The sequence below is a fragment of the Bradyrhizobium sp. MI1.3 genome (genome assembly GCF_055811695.1).
Genome location: NZ_JBVVPQ010000010.1, coordinates 47,107 through 70,795, shown reverse-complemented (window position 1 = coordinate 70,795; position 23,689 = coordinate 47,107). Strand labels below are relative to the sequence as shown.

General features: G+C 62.6%; 22 protein-coding genes. 9 read left to right on the top strand and 13 right to left on the bottom strand.

Annotated features, from left to right (window positions below):
• Positions 1 to 115 precede the first annotated feature (115 nt).
• From AC0L3A_RS09725 to AC0L3A_RS09715, 3 genes are all read left to right on the top strand, one after another.
• Positions 116 to 1,855: an ATP-binding protein gene (locus tag AC0L3A_RS09725; protein ID WP_473254249.1), complete on the top strand. Its 1,740-nt coding sequence runs from the start codon at positions 116 to 118 to the stop codon at positions 1,853 to 1,855.
• A gap of 103 nt (positions 1,856 to 1,958) precedes the next feature.
• Positions 1,959 to 2,537, top strand: coding sequence for a peroxidase-related enzyme (locus AC0L3A_RS09720; RefSeq protein ID WP_473254248.1), 579 nt, complete (start codon positions 1,959 to 1,961; stop codon positions 2,535 to 2,537).
• A gap of 200 nt (positions 2,538 to 2,737) precedes the next feature.
• Positions 2,738 to 3,679, top strand: coding sequence for a hypothetical protein (locus AC0L3A_RS09715; protein ID WP_219682565.1), 942 nt, complete (start codon positions 2,738 to 2,740; stop codon positions 3,677 to 3,679).
• A 17-nt stretch (positions 3,680 to 3,696) separates the two neighbouring features.
• Here AC0L3A_RS09715 and AC0L3A_RS09710 read toward each other — a convergent pair whose 3' ends face one another.
• Together AC0L3A_RS09710 and AC0L3A_RS09705 are read right to left on the bottom strand one after the other, a co-directional pair.
• Positions 3,697 to 3,840: a hypothetical protein gene (locus tag AC0L3A_RS09710; protein ID WP_007592467.1), complete on the bottom strand. Its 144-nt coding sequence runs from the start codon at positions 3,838 to 3,840 to the stop codon at positions 3,697 to 3,699.
• A 150-nt stretch (positions 3,841 to 3,990) separates the two neighbouring features.
• Entirely contained in the window at positions 3,991 to 4,614 is a 624-nt protein-coding gene (locus AC0L3A_RS09705) for a ParB-like protein (protein WP_211399711.1), read from the bottom strand.
• A 269-nt stretch (positions 4,615 to 4,883) separates the two neighbouring features.
• On the opposite strand from AC0L3A_RS09705, the gene AC0L3A_RS09700 reads away from it, so the two are divergent.
• From AC0L3A_RS09700 to AC0L3A_RS09675, 6 genes are all read left to right on the top strand, one after another.
• Positions 4,884 to 5,225: a hypothetical protein gene (locus AC0L3A_RS09700; RefSeq protein WP_007592473.1), complete on the top strand. Its 342-nt coding sequence runs from the start codon at positions 4,884 to 4,886 to the stop codon at positions 5,223 to 5,225.
• Positions 5,226 to 5,472: 247 nt separating this feature from the next.
• Positions 5,473 to 5,760: an acyl carrier protein gene (locus AC0L3A_RS09695; RefSeq protein ID WP_007592476.1), complete on the top strand. Its 288-nt coding sequence runs from the start codon at positions 5,473 to 5,475 to the stop codon at positions 5,758 to 5,760.
• A gap of 10 nt (positions 5,761 to 5,770) precedes the next feature.
• Positions 5,771 to 6,241, top strand: a complete 471-nt coding sequence (locus AC0L3A_RS09690) for a 3-hydroxyacyl-ACP dehydratase FabZ family protein (RefSeq protein WP_007608856.1) — start codon at positions 5,771 to 5,773, stop codon at positions 6,239 to 6,241.
• The gene (locus AC0L3A_RS09685) at positions 6,238 to 7,443 is read left to right on the top strand and encodes a beta-ketoacyl-ACP synthase (RefSeq protein ID WP_007592478.1); all 1,206 of its coding nucleotides are present in this window, start codon (positions 6,238 to 6,240) and stop codon (positions 7,441 to 7,443) included. The genes AC0L3A_RS09690 and AC0L3A_RS09685 overlap by 4 nt, the downstream gene beginning before the upstream one ends.
• Before the next feature lie 99 nt (positions 7,444 to 7,542).
• Complete coding sequence (locus AC0L3A_RS09680; RefSeq protein ID WP_219682563.1) at positions 7,543 to 8,820, top strand: beta-ketoacyl-ACP synthase; 1,278 nt, start codon at positions 7,543 to 7,545, stop codon at positions 8,818 to 8,820.
• An 8-nt stretch (positions 8,821 to 8,828) separates the two neighbouring features.
• Positions 8,829 to 9,761 carry a lipid A biosynthesis lauroyl acyltransferase gene (locus tag AC0L3A_RS09675; protein ID WP_219682562.1) on the top strand — a complete coding sequence of 311 codons (933 nt, stop codon included), beginning with the start codon at positions 8,829 to 8,831 and terminating at the stop codon, positions 9,759 to 9,761.
• 242 nt (positions 9,762 to 10,003) lie between these two features.
• Here the strand turns inward: AC0L3A_RS09675 and AC0L3A_RS09670 are convergent, their stop codons facing one another.
• From AC0L3A_RS09670 to AC0L3A_RS09620, 11 genes are all read right to left on the bottom strand, one after another.
• Positions 10,004 to 12,136 (bottom strand): DNA/RNA non-specific endonuclease, encoded by a 2,133-nt coding sequence (locus AC0L3A_RS09670; protein ID WP_473254247.1) that lies wholly within the window; start codon positions 12,134 to 12,136, stop codon positions 10,004 to 10,006.
• An 80-nt stretch (positions 12,137 to 12,216) separates the two neighbouring features.
• Positions 12,217 to 12,627: a hypothetical protein gene (locus tag AC0L3A_RS09665; protein WP_473254246.1), complete on the bottom strand. Its 411-nt coding sequence runs from the start codon at positions 12,625 to 12,627 to the stop codon at positions 12,217 to 12,219.
• A complete protein-coding gene (locus AC0L3A_RS09660; RefSeq protein ID WP_473254245.1) occupies positions 12,624 to 13,196 on the bottom strand; it encodes a hypothetical protein in 573 nt (190 codons plus the stop codon). The genes AC0L3A_RS09665 and AC0L3A_RS09660 overlap by 4 nt, the downstream gene beginning before the upstream one ends.
• A gap of 717 nt (positions 13,197 to 13,913) precedes the next feature.
• Complete coding sequence (locus tag AC0L3A_RS09655) at positions 13,914 to 15,020, bottom strand: polyamine ABC transporter substrate-binding protein (protein WP_473254244.1); 1,107 nt, start codon at positions 15,018 to 15,020, stop codon at positions 13,914 to 13,916.
• Between the two features lie 5 nt (positions 15,021 to 15,025).
• Entirely contained in the window at positions 15,026 to 16,204 is a 1,179-nt protein-coding gene (locus AC0L3A_RS09650) for an aminotransferase (protein WP_007592485.1), read from the bottom strand.
• A gap of 8 nt (positions 16,205 to 16,212) precedes the next feature.
• Positions 16,213 to 16,539, bottom strand: coding sequence for a rhodanese-like domain-containing protein (locus tag AC0L3A_RS09645; protein ID WP_007592491.1), 327 nt, complete (start codon positions 16,537 to 16,539; stop codon positions 16,213 to 16,215).
• Positions 16,540 to 16,710: 171 nt separating this feature from the next.
• Entirely contained in the window at positions 16,711 to 18,639 is a 1,929-nt protein-coding gene (locus tag AC0L3A_RS09640) for a potassium transporter Kup (protein ID WP_007592493.1), read from the bottom strand.
• Between the two features lie 140 nt (positions 18,640 to 18,779).
• On the bottom strand, positions 18,780 to 20,678 hold the full coding sequence (locus tag AC0L3A_RS09635) for a potassium transporter Kup (RefSeq protein ID WP_007592495.1): 1,899 nt from the start codon (positions 20,676 to 20,678) through the stop codon (positions 18,780 to 18,782).
• Between the two features lie 273 nt (positions 20,679 to 20,951).
• Positions 20,952 to 21,782, bottom strand: a complete 831-nt coding sequence (locus AC0L3A_RS09630) for an OmpA/MotB family protein (RefSeq protein WP_007592497.1) — start codon at positions 21,780 to 21,782, stop codon at positions 20,952 to 20,954.
• Between the two features lie 23 nt (positions 21,783 to 21,805).
• Positions 21,806 to 22,579: a motility protein A gene (locus tag AC0L3A_RS09625; RefSeq protein WP_007592499.1), complete on the bottom strand. Its 774-nt coding sequence runs from the start codon at positions 22,577 to 22,579 to the stop codon at positions 21,806 to 21,808.
• A 355-nt stretch (positions 22,580 to 22,934) separates the two neighbouring features.
• Complete coding sequence (locus AC0L3A_RS09620; protein WP_007592501.1) at positions 22,935 to 23,654, bottom strand: RraA family protein; 720 nt, start codon at positions 23,652 to 23,654, stop codon at positions 22,935 to 22,937.
• Positions 23,655 to 23,689 lie beyond the last annotated feature (35 nt).

Genomic DNA, 23,689 nt, shown 5'->3' with positions numbered 1-23,689 from the left:
GCACCCGAATTGTCGCGGATTTAACGAAGCGCCGGCGCCTGCCGTTTAACCGTTTGTCCAGCGGCGGCCGTGCATAGTCCGGGGCAACCCGTTGCTCTTGCCAGGTTCATTCATTGTGACATCCTTTGGACGCGTGATTTCAGTTCGCGGGTCGCTCGCCCGGGTCGGGCTGCTGGCTGAAAGCCGGATGCCGGTCTCGGAAGTTCGGGCCACTGTCGGCCGCTTCGTCAGCATCCGCTGCGCCAGCTCGGTCATCGTCGCCATGATCACCGAGGTGTCCTGCGAGAACCTCTCGAGCAACGACAATTTGATCGCCATCGCCTCGGTCGACCTGCTGGGCGAAATCCTCAACGCGACCGGCAAGGCCAAATTCCAGCGCGGCGTCACCAACTATCCGACCATCGGCGATTCGGTCGATCTGATCACGAGCCAGGAGCTGCGCACGATCTACGCGCCCACCGGTTCCGACCAGATCAATGTCGGCTTCCTCCAGCAGGACAGCTCCGTCGTCGCCTATGTCGACATCGAGGAAATGCTCTCCAAGCACTTTGCGGTGCTGGGATCGACCGGTGTCGGCAAATCGACCGGCGTGTCGCTGTTGCTCAACGAGATCCTCAAGGCACGCCCGAACCTGCGCATCTTCCTGCTCGATGTGCACAACGAATATGGCCGCTGCTTCGGCGACCGCGCGCTGGTGCTCAACCCGCGCAATCTGAAACTGCCGTTCTGGCTGTTCAATTTCGAGGAAATCGTCGACGTGCTGTTCGGCGGCCGCGCCGGCGTGCCTGAAGAGCTCGACGTCCTCGCAGAAGTCATTCCGCTCGCCAAGGGCGTCTACACCCAATACCAGAACGCCGACCGCATCGGCTTGAAGCGCATCGATCCCAAGCAGATCGGCTACACCGTCGATACGCCGGTGCCCTATCGCCTGGTCGATCTGATGTCGCTGATCGATGAGCGCATGGGCAAGCTCGAGAACCGCTCCTCGCGCATCATCTATCACAAGCTGATCTCCCGCATCGAGGCGGTCCGCAACGACCCGCGCTACGCCTTCATGTTCGACAACGCCAATGTCGGCGGTGACACCATGGCCGAGGTGATCAGTCATCTGTTCCGCCTGCCGGCCAACGGCAAGCCGATGACGGTGATGCAGCTCGCCGGCTTCCCGGCCGAGGTCATCGATTCCGTCGTCTCGGTGCTCTGCCGCATGGCCTTTGACTTCGGCCTGTGGAGCGACGGCGTTTCGCCGATGCTGTTCGTCTGCGAAGAGGCTCACCGCTACGCCTCCGCCGATCGCAATGTCGGCTTCGGGCCGACCCGCAAGGCGGTGTCGCGCATCGCCAAGGAAGGCCGCAAATACGGCGTCTATCTCGGCCTCATCACCCAGCGTCCGGCCGAGCTCGACGCCACCATCATCTCCCAGTGCAACACGCTGTTCACGATGCGTCTTGCCAACGAGCGCGACCAGGCGCTGCTGCGCGCCGCGGTGTCGGATGCAGCCGCGAACCTGCTTTCGTTCGTGCCCTCGCTCGGTACCCGCGAAGTGCTGGCGTTCGGCGAAGGTGTCGCACTGCCGACGCGGCTGCGCTTCAAGGAGGTACCGCCGCATCAATTGCCGCGCGGCGAAGCCACCATCAGCAGCGTGCCGTCCGTCACCTCCGGTCACGACATGCATTTCGTCGGCGCCGTGCTCGAGCGCTGGCGCGGTGCCACCTCGCAGCGCGACGTGCCGAACGATCCGGTGTTCTCGGCGCCGCCCGCGAAGATGCTCTCCAACGTCGAAGCCCCGATGCTGCAACCGTCGATGGGGTTGGATCCGGACCGCTTCTCGCTGCTGAAGAAGCCGCTGCGGTAAAGCAACACTCGTTTTCCAGCTCCGGCATTGCCAGCCCGGCGTCACGTTGAGCATGGCACCGGCATCGACTATGGTTGCCGGCCCCAAGCCGGAATCCATGCCCATGACAAAGCCCGCGCAACGCTTCCCCGCTCCCGCCCTCGATGCGCTCCCTGACGACATCCGCACGCGTCTCCTCGGCGTGCAGGAGAAGAGCGGCTTCGTGCCGAACGTGTTCTTGACGCTGGCCTACCGCCCGGACGAGTTCCGCGCCTTCTTCGCCTACCATGACGCGCTGATGGAGAAGGACGGCGGCCTCACCAAAGCCGAACGCGAGATGATCGTGGTCGCGACCTCGGCGGCCAATCAGTGCCAGTATTGCGTGATCGCGCATGGCGCGATCCTGCGTATCCGCGCCAAGAACCCGCTGATCGCGGACCAGATCGCCACGAACTACCGCAAGGCCGACATCACGCCGCGGCAAAAGGCGATGCTCGACTTCGCGATGAAGGTCTCGGCCGATGCGCAGCGGATTTCCGAGGACGATTTCACCGCGCTCGCGCCGCATGGCTTCAGCGGCGACGACATCTGGGACATCGCCGCAATCTCCGCCTTCTTCGCACTGTCGAACCGGCTGGCGAATTTCACCGGTATGCGGCCGAATGACGAATTCTATCTGATGGGACGGCTGCCGAAGAAATGACCGACTGCCGCGAACGCGGTAAGGACCGGGTCGCCGACAAATGCAGCGGATGAGTTCCCGTTTGACGGGAACTCTGTGGTTTCGCAATCGCATACGTTTTATTAAGAATCTCACCCTCAACTAGCACAAACGCTTTGGCACAACTTGCGTAGTTTCCGTCACCGGAGACGTGGATGAGTCGTGCCTGTTGGGGGCTTCTCATGAACGTGCGGGCATTTGTTGTCGCGACCTGTATCGGCACGGCATTCTTCGCGGCCGGATACGCCTGGAACTATCAGCCGGAGATCATCAACGCGAACGAGATATGGAGCATGTTCGAATCGGAGCATGGCAAGGCGCGGGCTGCCGTCTTACGCGTCCTCATTGCGCCGAATTCAGCTCACTTCAACGGCCTGCGAACGATCGATGCAGACAAGGCAAGATACGTATGCGGCTCCGTAAAGGCGATGGATAAGGAGAGGCAGTATGTCGAGGCCGCGTTCGTTTACACTGTCGCGATCGATTTTGCCCGTATCGACGACGACGGCCGGATGACGTCGCAGCGCTCTGCTTACAGGCCCTGCCCAGACGCGGCCGACGACAAAATTGCCGACCAGAACACGCTGATATCGCCAGGCGCGCTGTCGATGATCAAGACCGTCGAAAAAATCATCCCCAAGTCCAGCGGCGGAACGATGGAACAACAGCTTGGCCAGCTGGCCGGACAGACAGCGGCGGTCGCGCCAGGTTCGGCGGTCGCGCGGAGATCGGCCGGCTCATCGGGTTCGGCAGGCTCAGCAGGGGCAGGATGGGCGCCAGCAGCCCAGCATTCGAGTTCGGGCGTGGAGGCACGACAAGCAGATGAACTGACGTGGCGTGTCGACCAGCCGCCGAACGCATGGCCGAATTTCCCGTCGGACCATCCGCTGGCGAAATCGACCCAGAAGCGGACGAGCGCCGAGGCCATGGCTTTCGCGAAAGATATCGAGGGTCGATGGGAGGACGCCAAATCATCCGGCGTTCCGGCCAAGCGTCCTTCGCCTGAGGAGATCAAGGAAGCATGCCGCGCGCTTCTTACGATCGATCCCACGGACAAGGATTATCCGCGGGCCTGGGCCGCCTTTGTGCGGCTGCGCAAAATCGATCGCGACGCTGCTGGTTGAACCGGCGTGAATCTGTCCTAGCGGTTCGCCATCAACTCGAGCGCCGGGGCAAAGCGCTCTGAAAACGTCAATGTCTTGGCATGGTGAACTGCCGCGAACGATGCCGATATCCCGGCTGAAGCGACCACGAGCAGGGCAACGGCGAAAACCAGACGGCGCATTTCGGCCTCCTATGAGAGCTCGACAATCCCAACAGATGGCACGGTTTTGTTTCAGCACGGCTTCGCGCGGACGGAAGATGGTTTCGCTCAAGAGGCTGTGATCAGATCAGGTTTGCGCAGCTGCATGCCGTACTGCTGCGAGCGTTGCGTCTAATCATCCTCCGCTGGCCCACACCAGCCGGGCAAATAGATCGCATCCTTGCTCTTGGCTGAGGACATCGCCTTCTCAAGTGCCTTGTCGAAATTGGCATCCACAGCCTTGCGCGACAGCTTTCGGCGCAGATAATCGGCCCACAGGAATTCGGAGAACGGCGTGGTGTCCTTGGCGAAGCCGCCCATGCGGCGCAGCTCGCCGGCAAGGCTCCGGAAGGGATCATCCTTGAGATCGACGACGGATTTGGGCAAATCGCGGAACGGTCGCCGTTCACCCTTGGCGTCGTAGGGATAGACCCAGCGCTTGTTGTCCATGACGCCCCAGAAAGCTTCGCGCTCGACCATCCTGAGGTCGCCGACGATGGTGACCAGCACCTCCTTGACGCCCTCGTCGTGCAGCGCGCGACCGAGATGATGATGGTCGATCACGTAATAGCGCTCGTCGGGGCCGTGCACGACGGGGATCATATGCTTGCCGAGCAGATCGGCCTGCTTCTTCTTGTCGTGCTCGCGCCAGCGCTTGCGCTTCTCCTTGACCTCGCGCATTCCGACCGTCATCTGCGTCGGCCGCAGCGACAGGATCGACACCGGATGCACTCTCGGTTCGCGCGTATTGGTCATGGTCGAAAGGCCTTTAACATGGTTGCAACTGCGTGGTCAGGTTCCCTGGACTATGCCATGGGCATCGCGCCGGCAAATGCATTCGGTTCGGTGGGATTATTGCATCGCACCCTCTGCATGCCGGAACGACCACGGTTCCACGATCCTTCGTTCGCAGCCCTGCAGGATAGTGCGGACGCGCAATGCACGTGCGCGTTGAGAAGATTTTCTGCAACGCGTTCACCACGTATGCTATCTAAAAATCGCTGCTTCGGAGTGATCCCTGCACCATGACAACCCAGCGGCCCATAAGCTCGGATGACGAGCACCGGGTGCTCCAGTTCAGGCCGCGCACCTCGCCTTCCCCGACGGGCTACCGCGGCAACGGTAGCGTGCAGCAATTGCGCGTCGCGCCCGAGCCGCTCGACCTGTCGCGCTACGAGCAGCCCCGCACTGAACCGGACGATTTCCGCCATCGCATGCTCGCCAACATCGCGGCGCTGGCCTTCACCATCGCACTGACCGCGATCGGGATATGGCTCGCGGTGAGCATCGCCGACCTGCGTCGGACCCAGGATTGCGTGCTGATGGGCCGCCGCGACTGCGTGAAGATCACGACGCCGCACATCTAGGCAAGGCGTCTGGCGAGCAAGACGTCTGGCGAGGCCCGCCGGCGGTACTTCGGCGGAAACGGCTCAGCCGGGCATCCCTGCCCTGTCCCCACACCCGCCGGCTCCATTGAACTCAGGGCGGCGCTCCGATATACGGGCTTTCGACCCGGCCAGAGGGGGGTTGAGGGCGTCATCGGGGCGCGATGCCCACCCACCGTTCCACTCTGGACAATCTGACAAATATCTGCAAAATATCAAAGGCTTAGTGATGTCCTCCACATTCGATCAGGTCGCTACGATCATCGCTGAAACCTGCGACATCCCGCGCGACACGATCACGCCGGATAGCCATGCCATCGATGACCTCGGCATCGACAGCCTCGATTTCCTGGACATCGCGTTCGCGATCGACAAGCAGTTCGGTATCAAGCTGCCGCTGGAAAAGTGGACCCAGGAGGTCAACGACGGCAAAGCGACCACCGAGCAGTACTTCGTGCTGAAAAACCTGTGTGCCCGCATCGACGAACTGGTTGCGGCCAAGGGCGCGAGCGCCTAAGCGCGCGGTCATGCAACTCGAATACTTTCACATGATAGATCGCGTCGTCGACCTCAACGTCGACGCGAAGACGATTGTCGTCGAGGCTCAGGTCCCGATGGAAAGCACCATCTTCGAGGGGCACTTCCCGGGCTATCCCCTGATGCCCGGCGTGCTCCTGATCGAATCGATGGCGCAGGCCTCGGGCTGGCTTCAGCTTGGCGTGCTCAAATTCGAGCGCATGCCGATCCTGGCTGCCGTCAAGGAGGCCAAGGTCCGCGGCTCGGTCTTCCCCGGCGATCTCATGAGCATCGAGGCGAGCCTGGCCCATCAGGGCTCCGGCTACGCCGTGACCGAAGCCAAGATCAAGGTCGGCGGCAAGCTGCGCGCGAATTCGACGCTGACCTTCACGCAGATTCCCTTTCCCCATGCGGATATGCGCGCCCACATGGACGCGGTCGCCAAACGCGTCGGCTTTCCGCAACAGGCCGTATCGCCATGACCGAGACTGCTTCGAAGCCCGCCCAGACGGAAGTCTGGATCACCGGCATTGGCCTGGCCACCTCGCTCGGCGAGGGCCTGGACGCCAACTGGGCCGCGCTTCAGGAGAAGCGTATCAATGTCGACGAGAAGGGGTTTGCGCCCTACATCGTGCACCCCCTGATGCCTGTTACCTTCGACAGCCAGATTCCGAAGAAGGGCGACCAGCGCCAGATGGAAGCCTGGCAGCGCATCGGCACCTATGCGGCCGGGCTTGCGCTCGACTCCGCCGGGATCAAGGGCAACAAGGACATCCTGTCGAAGATCGACATGGTGGTCGCCGCCGGCGGCGGCGAGCGCGATCTCAACGTCGACACCGGCGTGCTCACGGCCGAGGCCAAGGGCGCCAACGCGCCCGGCTTCCTCAACGAGCGGCTGATGAGCGATCTCAGGCCGACGCTGTTCCTGGCCCAGCTCTCCAACCTGCTCGCCGGCAATATCGCCATCGTGCATGGCATTGGCGGCACCTCGCGCACCTTCATGGGTGAAGAGGTTGCCGGCGCCGATGCCGCCCGCATTGCATTGTCGCGCATCGCCTCCGGCGAGAGCGACATCGCGTTGATCGGCGGCTCGCACAATGGCGAACGCAAGGACCTGATGGTCCTCTACGAATTCGGCGATTTCAATTTGAAGGACAAGTTCGCACCCGTGTGGGCGCGCAAGGACCACGCCGGCTTCGCGCTCGGCTCGGCTGGCGCGTTTCTGGTGTTGGAATCGAAGGCGCATGCGGAAGCGCGCGGTGCCAAGCCGTTCGCGAAGCTGTCGAGCGTCGTTGCCGACCTTGCCCGGCGCAAGACCCCCGGCGACATGGCCGCGACGCTGGAGAAGCTTTGGGCAAAGTTGCCGAAGCGCGACGGCAAGGGCGCGATCATATCCGGTGCGACCGGCGCCGAGCCGGCGACATCGGAAGAGCGCGGCTTCCTGAAGGGCCACGCCGAGTTCCCGGTGCGCTCGACCGGCACGATGTTCGGCCACACCATGGAGACGCAATTCCCGCTCGGCATCGCGCTCGCCGCGCTGTCGATCTCGCGCGGCGCGCTGTTTCCGCCGAACGATTCCACGGGCACCGAGATTGAAATGCAGGGAGCGCCCACCCAGATTGTGGTGGTGGGGGCCGGACACTGGCGCGGCGAAGGCATGGCGCTGGTCGAGGCAGTAAGCTAAAGCGCGTTGCGCTTTGGCAGGTTATTGTTTGGGCATGATCTTCTCGAAAAACCGCGTCACGCTTTTTCGGATCTTGCTCCAGCTCAAGCGGGGATCGACATGACTGCACCACGCGACAAACTCGGGCGTCCCGTCGTCGTCGTCACCGGCATGGGCATCATGACCTCGCTCGGCAACGGCAAGACCGACAATTGGGCGAAGCTCGTCGCCGGCGAATCCGGCATCCGCACCATCACGCGCTTTCCGGTCGACGGCCTGAAAACCACGATGGCCGGCACGGTGGATTTCGTCAGCGTCGATCCGTTCTCCTCCACCGCCCTGTCCGAGCGGATGGCCGAACTGGTGACGCAGGAGGCGCTGGACCAGGCCGGCATCGGCGCCAAGGCGGATTTCCCGGGTCCTCTCTTCCTTGCGGTCGCACCTGTCGAAGTCGAATGGCCGCAGCGCCGCGAGCTCGGCCGCGCCGTCGGTAAGCTCGACTTCAACTACGACGATCTGCTGCGCATCTCCGGCGGCGGCAAGTACAGCGCCTATCACCACCGCTTCATGTTCGGTTCGGTCGCGGCCTACCTCGCCGAGACCTTCGGCACCAAGGGCTCGCCGATCTCGTTGTCGACGGCCTGCGCTTCGGGCGCGACCTCGATCCAACTCGGCGTCGAGGCGATCCGCCGCGGCGAAACCGATGCCGCGCTGTGCGTGGCGACCGACGGCACCGTGAATCCGGAGGCGCTCGTGCGCTTCTCGCTGCTCTCGGCGCTGTCGACCCAGAACGACCCGCCGCAGGCGGCCTCCCGTCCCTTCTCCAAGAACCGCGACGGTTTTGTCATGGCCGAAGGCGCAGGTGCGCTGGTGCTCGAAAGCTATGAAGCCGCCGCCGCGCGCGGCGCAAAAATCCTCGGCGTGATCGCCGGCTGCGGCGAGCTCACCGATTCCTTCCATCGCACCCGCTCGTCGCCCGACGGCAAGCCGATCATCGGCTGCATGAACAAGACGCTGGCCGATGCCAGCATGACGCCGGACCAGATCGACCACATCAACGCGCACGGCACCGCGACGCCCGAGAACGACAAGATGGAATACAATACGACATCGGCCGTGTTCGGCGAACTCGTGTCGAAGATTCCGGTTACCTCCAACAAGTCGATGGTCGGCCACACCATCTCGGCCGCCGGCGCGGTCGAGGCGATCTTCTCGCTGCTCACGCTGGAGCATCAGCGCATCCCGCCGACGATCAACTACGACAATCCGGATCCCACGATCCTGTTCGACGTCGTCGGCAACAAGGCACGCGATGCCCGCGTCACCGCGGTGATGTCGAACTCGTTCGGCTTCGGCGGCCAGAACGCCTCGCTGATCCTGACCCGCGAACCGGCCTGACCGGACGCATGGCGCTGCTTCCTGCGAGGACGAAGGCGCGCGCGCGGCAGACGGCCAAATCGATCGGTGGAGGCCTGATCGGGGCTGCCACCGTCGGCATGTTGCGCACCACGCGTTACTTCGATCCGGCCAAGACCTCGGACTTTTTCGCACGCGCCACCAGGCTGATCGGGCCGCGCCTTCGCGAGCACCGCATCGGCCGCGCCAATCTCACCGCCGCCTTTCCGGACAAGTCGCCCGAGGAAATCGAATCCATCCTGATGGGCGTCTGGGACAATCTCGGCCGCGTCGGCGCCGAATTCGCCCACATGGACCACGTCTGGGATTATGACCGCGATCATCCCGACAACAGCCGGATCGAACTGCCCGACCGCAGCATCGAGCTGTTCGACCGCATCCGCGACGACGGCAAGCCGGCGCTGATCTTCGCCGCGCATCTGGCCAATTGGGAATTGCCGGCGCTCGCCGCCGTCGCACACGGGCTCGATGCGGCGATCCTCTACCGCCGCCCGAACATCGCCTCCGCCGACCGCATCATCCAGGAGATGCGCCAGGTCAACATGGGCACACTGATCCCCGCGGGGCGCGACGCGCCGCTGCGGCTCGCGCAGGCGCTCAAAGACGGCAAGCACGTCGCGATGCTGATCGACCAATATCTGACCGGCGGCGTCGAGGTCACCTTCTTCGGCCGCAAGACCCGCGCCAATCCAATGCTGGCGCGCCTGTTGCGCCAGGTCGAATGCCCGATCCACGGCGTCCGCGTCATCCGCCTGCCCGGCGGCCGCTTCACCGCCGAGATCACCGAAGAGGTCCAGCCGGTGCGCGACGCCGACGGCAAGATCGACATCCAGGGCACCACGCAGGCGATCACGAGCGTGGTGGAAGGCTGGGTCCGCGAGCATCCCGAGCAGTGGCTGTGGCTGCACCGGCGGTGGCGGTAGGCGCTCGATCGTCTTTCCGGGACGATGCGAAAGCATCGAACCCGGAATCTCGAGATTCCGGGTCTGGTGCTGACGCACCATCCCGGAATGACGGAGAACTCACCGCTCCGGCAGTTCCGCGCCGACTTCCGCCTGAACGACGCGATCCCAGGCTGCGATACAGATCGGACTTGCGCGTTCTTCATCGGCGGCGAGACGTTGAGCCAGGTCGTGCCGGGCCGCAGCCGCGCAGTCGGTCGCAATCAGGCTCCGGCTTGTGCCTTGGCATCGGCGGCCAGAAGTCTTTCATCAAAAGTGACACCTGCAAGCTCGGCAATTTCGGCAAGTGGCCGCTGATACCGAGCATACTGACCGGGGGCAAACTCGATGCCGAAATCGTCGACCACGTTCTTCTGACTAAGAAGGAAGCCGTAGGTTAAGAGCCGCGATCGGCTTCCAGCGTCCTTGGCGGCCACCGCCACAACCTTCCAGAACAGAACAGGGTAAGCGATCGGTCCTGAGCCGAAGTCCGCCGTTGGATCATCGGCGGCGAGGATCGGCCCAGCGATGATGCAAGCCCTCGTATCATCGTGCTGCAGGCTCTTTTGAATATAGGCCTCGAAGCCGCCCCACAGGCCCTTGATGCCGCCGTACGCCGACCCGGGGGACTCACGATTGAAAGCCTGGTGCTGTGGCGTGCAATTCGTCCAATGAAAGGTGTCCGAGTTCGAGAACTCGAGTTCTTTTGCGGTTTCGCCCCAGGCGCTATCCTCGCGGCGAACGATATGTCCACGATCGATCTGCCCGGCAGGCTTATAGAAATCTGGATCGGCAATTTGGAATTTGTTGGGTATCCGCGGATCGGCGACCCAGCGGTCGGTTCCGAAAAATGCCCGACCATTTTGTTTTCGAAGATCGGGATTGTAGTCCACATTTGCGGCCGACCACATCTGGAGCCTACGAGCTTTATTCATCGCAAGGCTATAGTGGTGATATTTGAGAATTAGGAATTCACCATTTTCCTTGTACATCTCGCCAGACCGCGCGGCCACGATTCCTGGAACGGGTACGACCACGTCAGTACCCAAGAATGCTTCTTGATAACCCTCGCGATCCTCATAGTTCGGATCGAACCGCAACGTCTTTTCGAGGGCGGCGACAGCGGACTCCGCACCCGGCTGTGGCGGAGCCGTTTGCTCCGCATAAACATGGATGGTGACAGGGCCACTAAAATTCATGTTTGTACCGGACATGCTTCTCTCCTCAAATGCCACTCTTTGGGTTAGTAATTGGTTGTTTTCCGAGCCGCCAGAGCTTGCCGCAAAGACACTGGTAGGAGCGGCTCCCCTCAGCATTTGACTGACATCATCGGCGGGGTCCGTCGTGCCCGCGAGCAGATCGCTTAGGATTTTCGCCTGTTTGGCATCGGTCAATTTGACCTTGCCCAACGCCTGGACGATTGAGCTGATGCGGATACCCTCGTTGGCGACCCAATGAACCTTGTCTTCACCCATATCTTCGGTCCAGACGGAGCCATCGGTTGCGACGATGTCATCGCCCCGCATTTCAGGTATCCCGGCGTGGTGAAGGGCAACCAGTTCCCACGCCTCACTGAAGGCCGGCGATCCTGATGATCCCTCCAAAGTATCGGTCTCGTAATGTAGGAAGCCTTCATCGAGAACGTCGAGCAGCCGGTTGTTCATGATGGCATATTGCTTGCCACCGCCGTCAGGATACTGGATCACCTCAATGGGGTAGCCCTTGAGGACTTTGGACGTTGCCTCCGAGAGCGGGATTGCTCCGAGGCTCTCGATCGGCTCACCCGTATTCGCGATGGGGCTAACCCCGACCAAGGCAAAATCAAGATGATTGTCACAGACAAAGAAGCTGCTGGCATCGATCGCAAACGTCACACCCACCTTGAGACCATGCTCGTCGAACTCGTGCAAGAAATTGGCGCCAGTACCGTGAGACGAGGCTGCATCTGGAAACACGTGACAGTTCGTCAAAAGCAGCCTCGGCGAGACCAGGAACCCCGACGCAAACCCCTCCGGTTGGACCCTGGGATCGACAGAGCTGACGATGCGAGCGACGGGTCGCCCAACCTTGCGGGCCGCCTCGCTCGGTGCCATTGAAATCAAGTCGAGTGTCGGACCAATTTTTCGCTCGATGAAGATTGGAAGTCGGCCTCGTTCGCGGAGATTGGCGGCATGCGCCAGAAGGTCTTGCCGTACGGCAAACCTCGCCTGCCGCATCGGACTGTCCGCCGTGCCCGGCCCCGAACGCGCGATCGTAGCGGCATCGGACGTTCGGCTCTGTGTGCGGGCTTGCCAGCGTTTGGCGGCAGTGCGCACGACTTCTAATCTGCGGTCGCGGGCTCTATCGATTTCAGACATGTCGCCTCCGAAGACAGGTTAGATGTCGCAAGTTTCATTTATGCGACAATCAGAGCGAATGAACCGTAGTGCGCGCTGGATTACCGTGCCGAGACCAAGTTGATATTGCTCGATTTCGGCAAGTCTTCCTTGAGGGTGGCCAAGACGATCGCCGTCGCGGCGAGATCAAGCACCTGAAGCGATCGGTCTTCATCAAGAGCGCCGAGCTGCGGTCGCGGTATGAAAAAGTCTTCACCGTTGAAATTGACTTGTACGGCCGCGACCGGTGGTCCGGGGTTGCCGCGCCTGACGACAAACAAGTTCACCAGATGATGGTGTCCGTCCGGGCCTCCGAGAAGGACCTTCGGCTCATAACCTTGTGCCGAGTAGTTCTGCGCAGCGATGAGTTCGCCCAAGAAATATAGAATGCCTTCTGCCGACCGCATGTAGGTGGATTTGAATTCATAACCCAACAGTCGGTATGTTCTCAGCAAAATCTGAAACTGGTTCATCGAGCAGAATTCACGTGCCGAGTTGACAATTCGTAGCGTCCCTTCGCGAGGCGGGGCGGCGGACAATTGAATTCGGAATGGTCCTGTAGATATTCATCTTCCGCAATTTGACGGCATATTTCCATGGTGCGCGGATCGGACTCGCGGCATTTGAGGTCCTTCATGCTGCGAGCCTTGGTATATTCTGCAGGTGTCAATTCAACCCGCTGAAAAAGGATGCGCTGAACGACTTCTTCGGGCCACTTCTCTGAATTGAAGTAATCAACGATCTTGCGGCTCAATGGCTGATGCATCGTGCTCGCAAACTGCACATGGTTCAGATTGTTCATCTGGAACGACGTGAACCCTCCTCCATAGGACACGGTAGGATTCAAAGAGTAGCCTGTGAGGGCACTCGGGCTTAAATTGAAAGTACCGTTGGTGCTGCCTGAGAACACCGGACTGGCGGAGACATCGCCGAGCCCCACGAACGACATAGGCGCGCGCTGGCTCGCACGAACGGCATTCAACAGGATTTGCCTATTGTTGGAGTCCCAGATGGCCGCGTCGTAAGCATCGGCCTTGTTCACGAGCTCGGCTCGGGTACAAGCCCCACACAACACGGACAAGAAAACGGATGACAGCACAAATGCACACTTAAACAAAACAGCCCCCAAACTCCCGACGTTAAATTCATCCCACGATTGAAAGCTCGTACTGTTTCACCTCGGCCAGGCGCCGTCTAGCCTAGGTTGAGCTTTTTCAACGATCCGGTGGGGGCCATGAGACGGTAATTCGGTATTGACGTCGGAGCACGCAAGCTCCTTTGCACAAACTTCTCCTTCGTTGGACGGGGGTTTGCGTATGCGCAAACAGCGGCGCATGACCCCTGGGCTTCGCCGAGACAGCAGTGCGGTCGAGCTTGCCGCGAACACGAAGGTTTATGATCCGTGCTTGTGTTCCAGTGGCAAGAAATTCAAGAAGTTGCTGCGAACGATTGATCGACCTGACGGCTACGCGTCCAGCGCGTCACTTATCTAAGCCCGATGGCCACGATGCAATTTGCCGCTGTTTTGCCGACGAGGCAAATGAGCGGAGCCTGTGACGTCACGCGCGTTCGGCCTCCATCGCGCTTCATTTCGCGCCCGCACGCGCGCTGCTTCGGGTCATTGCGCCGGCGCGTCGATTAAGCCAAGCCGCACTACGGCTTGGGCACTGCCAGCGGCGCGCCAGTCGCGATTCTACTGTGATGGGGTTGTTTTGCAGAAAATGACTTGCCGGGTTAATCCCAGCACGACCGCGGCGTCTTACCTTCCCGTCTTCACCCTGGTCCAGAGCCGATTGATAACCCGCTGGGTCGCCGGATCACGCGCCGTGATCACGAACAGCTTTGCGAGCGTCGCCTCGTCCGGATAGATGTTCCTGTCGTTCAGGATCTTCGGGTCGACCAGCTTCTGGCTGGCGAGGTTGCCGTTGGCGTAGGACAGGAAGTCCGTATTCTTGGCGGCCACGTCCGGACGGTAGAGATAGTTGATCAGCTCGTAGGCCTCCCTAACGTTCCTGGCGTCCGCGGGGATTGCGAGATTGTCGAAGAACATCTGCGCGCCCTCCTTCGGGATGGCGTAGCCGATCTCGATGCCGCTTTTGGCTTCGGCAGCGCGGGCGCGGGCCTGCATGATGTCGCCGGACCAGCCGACCACGAAGCAGATCTCGCCGGTGGCGAGCGCACTGAGATATTCGGACGAGTGGAATTTGCGCACGGAGGGCCGCACCTTGGCGACGACATCGGCGGCCTTCTCGAGGTCGGCCTGCTTGGTCGAGTTCGGATCGAGCCCGAGCCAGCTCAGCGCCGCCGGAAAAATGTCGTCGGCGGAATCGAGCATGTGGACGCCGCAGTCTTTGAATTTTACGAGGTTCTCCGGTTTGAACACGATGTCCCAACTGTCGATCTTCGCATCCGCTCCGAGAATCTGCTTCAGCTTGGCGACGTTGTAGCCGATGCCCGTCGTGCCCCACATGTAATTGGCGGCGTAGACATTGCCGGGGTCGTAGATCGCGAGACGTTCGGTCACCACCGGCCAGGCATTGGCCAAGTTCGGCAGCTTCGACTTGTCGAGCTTCTGGAAGATGTTGGCCTTGATCTGGCGCTGGAGGAAATAGGCGGTCGGCACCACGACGTCATAGCCGGATTTGCCGGCCATCAGGCGCGTCTCCAGGGTCTCGTTGGCGTCAAAAGTGTCGTAGACCACCTTGATGCCGGTCTCCTTGGTGAAGGCCTCGAGAACGTCGGGCGCCACGTAGTTCGACCAGTTGTAGAAGTTGACGACCCGCTCCTCTGCCCCTGCGGCGGCGGAGAGCAACGTCAGCGCGGCGGCGATCGCGAGGCCAAAACCAAAGCGGCTGACGTTCGTCATCTCTCCTACCTCTTGCGCCCGCGCACCGCGTCCGACAGCCGCTCCAGCGCGGTGTCGAGCGTCTCGTCCTTCTTGGCAAAGCAGAAGCGCACCACCGAGGTCACAGGGTCCTGCTCGTAGAAGGCCGACACCGGAATTGCCGCGACCTTGTAGTCCTTCACGATCCGCCAGCAGAACTCGGTGTCGCTCTCGTTCAGCCCGAGCGGGGACAGGTCGACGGTGAGGAAGTAGGTGCCCTGCGACTTCAGCACCGGGAAGCCGAGGCTCTCCAGTCCCTTGGCGAGGCGGTCCCTGCTCCGCGCCAGGTCCTTGCGCATCGACAGGAAATACTCGTCCGGCTTGCCGAGCCCGTAAGCGACGGCGGCCTGGAGGTTCGGCGCGGTGGTGAAGGTCAGGAACTGGTGCACCTTGGCGGCAACGCGCAGCAGCGGCGGCGCGGCGCAGACGAAGCCGATCTTCCAGCCCGTCAGCGAGAAGATCTTGCCGGCAGAGCCGACCTTGATGGTGCGGTCGCGCATGCCGGGGATGGTGATCAGCGGGATGTGCTTGTGCTCGTCGAAAGTGACGTGCTCCCAGACCTCGTCGCAGATCGCGATGACGTCGAACTCCTGGCAGTAGCGCGCCAGCAGCTCGAGGTCCTCGCGCGGAAACACCACTGCGGACGGATTCAGGGGGTTGTTGAAGAGCACCGCTTTGGTCTTTGAATTGAAGACGCTTTTCAGCATGTCCTCATTCAGCCGCCAATGCGGCGGCTCGAGCCGGACCAGGCGCGGAATGCCGCCGGCCTGGCGGATGATCGGCAGGTAGGAATCGTACACCGGCTGGAAGCACACCACCTCGTCACCGGGCTGGACGACGGCGAGGATGGCCGAAGTCAGGGCCTCGGTGCCGCCGGAGGTCACCATCACCTCGCTCATCGGATCGAGCTCGAGGCCGTGCCAGTGGCCGTAATGGGTCGCGATCGCCTGGCGCAGTTCCGGCAGGCCCATCATCGACGGGTACTGGTTGTAGCCGTTCAGCGAAGCCTCGGCCGCGGCGCGGCGGATGTCCTCGGGGCCGGGATCATCAGGGAAGCCCTGGCCGAGATTGATCGCGGCGTTGTCGCGCGCGGCCTGCGACATCGCCTCGAAGATGGTGACCGGAAGGTCCGCGAAGACCTTGTTGAGGGACGAGCTCTTGGACATCGGCGGGGTCAGCCGCCGACCTTGCTGGGAAGACCCGCCGCCTTCCAGCCGAGCATGCCGCCGGCCAGATGCTTGTCGTACGGCAGCCCTGCCGCCTGCGCCGCCAGCGAGGCCGTCACCGAACGCTTGCCCGAACGGCAGGCGAACACGACCTCCTTACCCTCGGGATCGGGGATCGCCTTGGGATCGAAGGTCGAGAGCGGCACGACCACGCCGAAAGGATAGGCTTCGGCCTCGACCTCGTTCGGCTCGCGCACGTCGACGAGGAGATAGCGGCCCTCCGCGACACCCTTGGAGACCTCGTCCGGGGTCAGATCCTGTACTTGATTTGCCACATCATCCTCCAACGTCGCGGGCCGCTGCCGGGGCGATCCCGGCGGCCGGCAACCTCGCCTCTCGGCCGGTGAAAATCAAGCGCTACAAAGGCTTGAGCTGCCTTGCGCAAGTTAAAGCTAAATCGCAGCGACTTGAAGCGCGACCTTCAAATGGAGGATCAGATCGTCGCTTCAGATGGTGACCTGGGTGCCGACCTCGACAACGCGGCCGGAGGGGATCTGGAAATAGTCGGTGGCGTCGTTGGCGGAACGGCTGAGCGAGATGAACAGCCGGTCCTGCCAGCGCGGCATGCCGGAATGGGCGGCCGGCTTGAGCGCCCGCCGCGACAGGAAGAAAGAGGTCGACATGATGTCGAACTGCCAGCCGAGCTTGCGGGCGATCGCCAGCGCCTTCGGCACATTGGGCGATTCCATGAAGCCGAACTTCAGCGTCACCTTGGAGAAGGTCGGCGAGATCTGCTCCAGCTTCACCCGCTCGGCCGGATCGATGCGCGGGGTCTGCGCGGTCTCGATGGTGAGAATGACGTTCTTCTCGTGCAGCACCTTGTAGTGCTTCAGACTATGCATCAGCGCCGTGGGCGCGCTGAGGGGATCGCTGGTCAGGAACACGGCGGTGCCGGGCACGCGCTGCGGCGGCCGCTTCTCCAGCATCGCCACGAGGTCGGCGAGCGGGAATTCGAGCTTGCGCGACTTCTCGAACAGCAGCCGGCTGCCGCGCCGCCACGTGTACATCAGGATGATCATGAGCGCGCCGAGCGCCAGCGGCACCCAGCCGCCCTCGAACACCTTGAGCAGATTGGCGGCCAGGAAGGTGAGGTCGAGAAACAGGAACGGCGCGATCAGGGCGGCAGCCGTGAACGGCGACCACCGCCATACCTTCCAGATCACCACGAAGCCCATCATCGCCGTGACCACCATGGTCCCGGTGACGGAGATGCCGTAGGCCGAGGCCAGTGCGCTGGAGGAGCGGAACAAGAGCACCAGCAGGACCACCGCGACCAGCAGGAGCTGGTTGATGCGCGGGATGAAGATCTGGCCGGAATGGGCTTCAGACGTATGGCGAATTTCAAAGCGCGGCAACAGACCGAGCTGGATCGCCTGACGCGTCAGCGAATAGGCACCGGTGATGACCGCCTGGCTCGCGATAACAGTTGCGGCGGTCGCCAGCACGACCATGCAGCCGCGGAAAAAACCTTGCGGAAAGAGCTGGAAGAACGGGCTGACGATCGCCCCGGGATCGCCGAGCACGAGCGCACCCTGCCCCAGATAGTTCAGCGCCAGCGACGGCAGCACGATGAACAGCCAGGCGGTCTGGATCGGCCGCTTGCCGAAATGGCCGAGGTCGGCATAGAGCGCCTCCGCGCCCGTGACTGCCAGGAACACCGCTCCCAGCGTCACGAATCCGATGATGCCGTGGTGGAGCATGAACGACACCGCGTAGAGCGGGTTCAGCGCCAACAGCACCTGCGGCTGCTGGATGATCGGGTGGATCGCCGCGATCGCGATCACAGCGAACCAGACGCACATGATGGGGCCGAAGAAGGCGGCGACGCGAGCGGTGCCGCGGGATTGCACGGCAAACAGACCGACCAGGATGATCACGGTCAGCGGTACGATGTAGGGCTCGAAGTGCAGGGTGATGTCCTTCATGCCTTCGATCGCCGACAGCACCGAGAGCGCCGGCGTGATCACGGCGTCGCCATAGAACAGGGCGCCGGAAATGATGCCGAGCAGGACGATGGTTGTTCCGCGGGTGCCGACTGCGCGCTGGGCCAGCGCCATCAGGGCCAACGTGCCGCCCTCGCCGTTGTTGTCGGCACGGAGCAGGATCACGACGTATTTGAGCGTCACCACGATGATGAGCGCCCACAGGATCAGGGAGAGCACGCCGAGCACGGCCGCCGGCGTCGGCACCCCCTCCGCGCCGGACGCCGCCATCACCGCCTCGCGGAACGCGTAGAGCGGGCTGGTGCCGATATCGCCATAGACGACGCCGATGCTGCCGAGTGTCAGCGCACCGAAACCGGCGGTGGTGTGGGCGTCGCCATGCCCATTGGCCGCCGCCGTTTCCGGGGCGGAAATCGCTACATCACTTGTCATGGGAGAGCCTGATGGCCTCTAAAAATGCTTCACTGCACAACGGCGGGGAGCGCGGGGCTTATAGGCCTGCGCTACCGGCATAGCCTAGCCCGATTTTGGGGCTTAGGTATGCAATTTGGCATGTCTCTGCCAGTCGCCGCTTAGATGGTGACCTGGGTTCCGACTTCAACCACCCGGCCCGTGGGAATCTGGAAATAGTCGGTGGCGTCGTTGGCGGACCGGCTCAGCGCGATGAACAAATGGTCCTGCCAAAGCGGCATGCCGGATTGCGCCGACGCCTTCAGCGAGCGCCGCGACACGAAGAACGAGGTCGACATGATGTCGAACTGCCAGCCCTGCTTGCGCGCGATCGCGAGCGCCTTGGGCACGTTCGGCTGCTCCATGTAGCCGAAGCGCAGGCGGACCTTGAAGAACTTGTCGCTGATCTTCTCCATCCGGAAACGCTCCGACAGATCGACCCGCGGCGTATGCGCGGTCTCGATGGTCAGGACCACGTTATGCTCGTGCAGCACCTTGTTGTGCTTGAGATTGTGCAGCAGCGCGGTCGGCACGAAGGAGGGATCGCTCGTCAGGAACACCGCGGTGCCCTTGACGATGTGCGGCGGCCGCTTCTCCAGGCTCCGGATCAAATCGTCCAGCGGCACCTCGATGCGGCGCGTTTTCTGGATCAGGATCGCGGACCCTCGCCGCCAGGTCCAGATTGTCCCGGCCATGATCGCGCCGAACAGCAGCGGCACCCAGGCGCCTTCAAGCAGCTTCAGAAGATTCGCGCTGAAGAAACTTATGTCGACCACGACGAAGGGCAGGATCACCGCTGCGGCCGTCGCGGCGCGCCAGTTCCACAATTTCCAGATCACGATGAAGCCCATGATGCCGTCGGCAACCATGGTGGTGGAGACCGCAATGCCGTAGGCCGAAGCCAGATTGCTGGGGGTGTGGAACAACAGCACCAGCAGCATCACACCTATCAGGAGCAACCGGTTGACACGCGGCAGATAGATCTGGCCGGCATGAGTTTCCGAGGTGAAGCGCACCTCGAAGCGCGGCAGGAGGCCGAGCTGCACAGCCTGATAGACCAGCGAATAGGCCCCTGTGATCACCGCTTGGCTCGCGATCACGGTCGCCGCGGTCGCAAGCCCGACCAGCGGCAGCACGAAGTGCTCGGGCACCATACGATAGAAAGAGTGCTCGATCGCGCTGGGATCGGACAGCACCAGCGCGCCCTGCCCGAAATAGTTGATCAGGAGCGAGGGCAGCACGAAAAACATCCAGGCCGACTGGATCGGCTTGCGGCCGAAATGGCCCAGATCTGCGTAGAGCGCCTCACCGCCGGTCACCGCGAGGAACACCGCGCCCAATGTCACCAGGCCGATCGTGCCGTGCGATAGCAGGAATTGCAGCGCGTAATAGGGATTGATCGCTGCCAGCACCGACGGATCGTCGGCGATGTGAACGACGCCCAACACGGCAAGAACGGTGAACCAGACGACCATCACCGGCCCGAAGGCCGAGGCCACCAGCGCCGTCCCCTTGCTTTGGACCGCGAACAGCAGCGCCAGGATGAGCACGGTCAGAGGAACCACATAGTGCTCGAAGGCGGGCGTGGCGAGCTTCAGACCCTCGACCGCCGACAACACCGAGATCGCCGGCGTGATCATGGAATCGCCGATGAACATGGAGGCGCCGACCACGCCGAGCGCCATCAGGAACCAGCTCCGCCGCCCGAGCGCGCGCTGGCCGAGCGCCATGAGGGAAAGCGTGCCGCCCTCCCCGTTGTTGTCGGCGCGCAGCAGCAGCAGCACGTATTTGGCGGTGACGACGATCAGCAGCGCCCAGAGGATCAGCGAGAGCACGCCGAGCACCATAACCCGCGAGACCGGCTGGCCATGGGCGGCACCCCTGACGGCCTCGTGGAATGCGTAGAGCGGCGACGTGCCGATGTCGCCGAAGACAACGCCGATACTCCCGAGCGTCAGGCCCCAGAAACCAGAGGTGACCGGCCCGTCCGGAGCTTCGGTCGATGTGATGCTCGCCGTCATATGAAACTGGAACGCTTCTGCCCGAGAATTGATCCGGCGCCTTTTGACGGTTCCGGCGCCCCTGTCAATCAGCACATCACCATAGCAGGCGCCGGGACGGATGCTGTGACGGCGCAGCAACGGTCGTCGCCCACGCGACGACATGCCTCAGGTAAGATGGTGGCGCAAGAGCCCAGAGCCTTCCCGTTCCCGATTGAACGGGAATTGGCTCTACATCCTTGTTTTGTCGCGCTTTCTTCGCGCGAAACAGGGCCCCCTTCGCTCGAATGCGCCCTACGGCTTCAGATTCGGCGGCAGCGGCGGATCTTCGCGCATCAGGGTGATGGTCACCCGCCGGTTGGCCGCGAGCGAGGGATCGTCCGGAAACAGCGGCTGGGTGTCCGCCTTGCCGGCGACGGCGAAGACATGGGCGGCCGGCAAGCCCTCGCGTTCGAGAATCTGACGCACGGCATTGGCGCGATCGGCCGACAGGTCGAAGGCGCCGTAGTCGCTGCGGGTCGGCACGAATCCAGCCGCGGTATGGCCGGCGATGGAGACGCGCAGCGGCGTCGCCTTGAGCGGAACAGCAAGCTTTTCGATCAGGCGACGGGTGCGGTCATAGGGCACCTTGGAGCCGTCGGCGAACATCGAGCGGCCGTCCTGGTCCACGATCTCGAGATTGAGGCCCTGCTTGGTCTCCTCGAACATGATGTGCTTGGACATTTCTGTCAGTTCCGGCATGTCCTGCAGCGCCTGGCGCAGCGAGGCGGCCGCCAGTGCAAAATTCCGGTCCACCTTGATCTTGGCGCCCGACGTGCGGTCGCGATCCTCCTGGTCCGGCGTCGGCGTGTTGGAGGAATCCTCAGGCTGAATGTGATCGACGTTCTTCAGCCGTGGGCGGGTCGGCAGGCCGTCGGATTCGACAATGCCGGAATAGCGCGCTTCGGTCTGGACACCAAAGGCGTCGCGCATGGAGCCTGCGACGACCTTCAGCTTGTTGGCATCCTGGGTCGAGAACGCGACGAGCATCACGAAGAAGCTCATCATCAGGCCCATCAGATCGGCGAAGGTCACGAACCAGCCGTGACCGCCTCCGTGTGAATCGCCGCGCTTCTTCTTGGCCATGTCTCAAATCCCGACGCGCGGCCTCAGGCCGGCACCGGCTCGCCTTCGGCGTGGCGGTGCTTCTCGGGCAGATAGGCCAACAGCATTTCGCGGACCAGCGTCGGGCTCTTGGAGTCGCGGATCATCAGGATGCCGTCGATGATCAGCGTGCGGTTGGTCTCTTCGTCCAGGAGCTTGCCATGCAGCTTGTCGGCGATCGGGATACAGAATAGGTTGGCGACCAGCGCGCCGTAGAGAGTGGCGAGCAGCGCGGTCGCCATGAACGGGCCGAGCTTTGACGGGTCGGTCATGTTGGCGAACATCTGCACCATGCCGATCAGCGTGCCGACCATGCCGAAGGCAGGCGCGCAGTCGCCGATGGCGCGGTAGATCTTGCTGCCTTCGTCCAGATGCATCAGGAAATTGTCGCGGTCGCGCTCGAGATTGTCGCGAATGAAATCGAGGTCGTAGCCGTCGGCGACGTAGCGGATGCCCTTGGCGAGGAACGGCTCGTCGGTCTCGACCTTTTCCAAACCCACCGGCCCCTGCTTGCGGGCGATCTCGGCGATGCGGGCGAGTTCGTCGACCAGATCATGCGCTGACAGACGGCTCATCGTGAAGGCAAACTTGGCGCCGAGCGGCAGGCCGTGGATCAGCGTCGAGAGCGGAAAGCGGATCATGGTCGCAGCCGTCGAGCCGCCGAAGATGATGATCATCGCATGCTCGGAAATGAACATGTGGAGATCGCCGCCCAGCAGCATCATCGTCGCGATGACGACAATGCCCGCCACGAGCCCGATGCTCGTCATGATGTCCATGGGAGACTCCAACGCGAACGCAACAACGGCCGTCCTGGCCGATGGCGCGGCCCAACCCCGAACCGCATCGGAAACCCTAGTGAGCCGCGATTAAAGACGCGTAAAGGTTAAGTTGAGCCGGCGCGCCTGGCGGCCGCAGCGCGCTGAAAGACGCCGGCTTTTGCCGACTGCCGACACGGATTTCAACATTTTGCTAACCATACGGCGGCCCCGCACCGTCACCCAAGGCGGGACGCGCGAAGTCCTCGGCTGCGCTGCCGCGATGCTCGGCGAGCCGGATCGGGCCGCCTTGTTCCTGACGGAACAGGGCAGCCTGCGAGCGGCGTCGCAACCGTAGATCGTTCCGGTCCCGCCGTTAGTGAATCTCCGCCGAACGCTTCAGCGCAGCTTTCAACTTCTCCAACGAGAAGTCGGGGCTGCGGGCGATCTCGAGGATCGGCGTCTCGCGGCGGCCGCAGAGCTCGGCTGCCTCGGGCAACTTTGCTGCGATGTCGTGCGGGATCACGATGGCGCCGTGCAGATCGGCGTGGATCAGATCGTCCGACTTCACGGTCATGCCGGCAACGCGCACCTCGCCGCCAAAGCTCTCGGCATGCACCCATGCATGCGACGGGCCGATCGAGCCGGCCAGTGCCTGGAAGCCCGGCGCCCATTGCGGGATGTCGCGGATCGAACCGTCGGTGATGACGCCGAGGCAGCCGAGCGCCTTGTGCACGTTGCTCTGCACCTCGCCCCAGAACGCGCCGTAGCCGACGTCGGGACCGTCGATATCCTGGATCACCGAGATGCGCGGACCGTGGCCGGTACCGACATATTCGTAATAGTCGATGCGGCGCTTGGACTGCTCTTCCGCCGGTAGCGAGTTTTTCAGCACCGAGCGGATCGCGACCGTGCGGGCATAGCCGACGATCGGCGGCAGATCGGGAAATGGGCAGACCAGCGGCTTGGTGGTGTAGCCGATCAGCCGGCGCTCGGGCGCCACGATCTCCATGGCATTGCAGATCGTCGGCGTGTCATAGCGGCCCAGCGCTTCGAGGACGGAAGCGGGCAGCGGCCCGGTCGCGATATTCGTCACGGCGTTCTCTCCCAGATTGGCGGCCGCTGTTGGCG